The 1,195-nt window shown below is 55.8% G+C and carries 1 protein-coding gene; it reads left to right on the top strand.

What is annotated here, in order from left to right; translation table 11 throughout:
- Positions 1-70: 70 nt before the first annotated feature.
- A protein-coding gene (locus FVW59_RS19515) for an IS3 family transposase (RefSeq protein WP_148066052.1) occupies positions 71-1,155 on the top strand; the annotation gives its coding sequence in 2 pieces (ribosomal slippage) (positions 71-332 and positions 332-1,155; 1,086 coding nt in all).
- Positions 1,156-1,195 lie beyond the last annotated feature (40 nt).

The following is a 1,195-nucleotide window of genomic DNA, read 5'->3' as shown; positions in this document are numbered from 1 at the left end:
TGTAATCCCCCCAAAAAATAATCGAGGTTTTGAGTAGAGACTTCTACAATGATCGCAGAAGGAGCGATAGATGAAAAAGTCTCGATTCACCGAAAGCCAGATACTGGCGATTCTGAAGCAGCATGAAGCTGGCGTGCCGGTTGCTGACCTGTCCCGTGAACACAATGTCAGCACGGCGCTGATCTACCAGTGGCGCTCAAAGTACGGCGGCATGGACGCATCGATGATGAAGCGCCTAAAAGAGCTGGAAGCCGAGAACGCCCGCCTGAAGAAGATGTACGCTGAGGAGCGGATCAAGGCGGAACTGCGCCAGGAGGCGCTTGAGGGAAAGTTGTAAGGCCATCTCAACGCCGGGAGATGGCCAGGAAAGGCGTGGCAAAGCATGGCATCAGTATCCGGCTGGCCTGCGTGGTGTACGGCATCAGCGAGACCTGCTATCGCTACCAGGCCAAGCTGGATGGTGAGAACGCGCTGGTCGCGGATTGGCTGTTGAGGCTGACACAGACTCACAAGCGCTGGGGTTTTGGCCTGTGTTTCATGTACCTGCGCAACGTGAAGGGCTTCACCTGGAATCACAAGCGTGTGTACCGCATCTACCGTGAGTTGGAGCTGAACCTGCGTATCAAGCCCAAGCGGCGCATAAAGCGCGATTATCCGGGAGAGCTGGACGTACCGACCGCGTCGAATCAGGTCTGGTCGATGGACTTCATGAGCGACCAGCTCATCAGCGGCAAAACATTCCGAACCTTCAACGTGATTGACGATTACAACCGCGAGGGGCTGGGTATCGAAGTCGACCTGTCACTGCCTGCACCACGCGTCATTCGCGCCCTGGAGCAAATCATTGAATGGCGCGGCAAACCCGCGGCACTTCGTTGTGACAATGGTCCGGAATACCTCTCACAGTCGCTGGTAGACTGGGCCAACAAGCACCGGATAACGCTGATCTATATCCAGCCGGGCAAGCCGACGCAGAACGCCTACATCGAGCGCTTCAATCGAACGGCACGGCATGAATGGCTGGATCTGCATGAGTTCAACAGCATCGCCCACGCTCAGCTGTTAGCGACGCAGTGGCTTTGGGAATACAATAACGAGCGGCCAAATTCGGCCATCGGGGGAATACCTCCAACCCAGCTGCTACAGGCAGCATAACCCTCTACTCAAACGGGCGGTTAAAAATGGGGGGATTACA

Origin of the sequence: Parahaliea aestuarii, assembly GCF_008064635.1 — a bacterium.
Taxonomy (GTDB): Bacteria; Pseudomonadota; Gammaproteobacteria; order Pseudomonadales; family Halieaceae; genus Parahaliea; species Parahaliea aestuarii.
The sequence above is the reverse complement of the archived record's forward strand: the minus strand, read 5'-3'. Positions and strand labels throughout refer to the sequence as shown.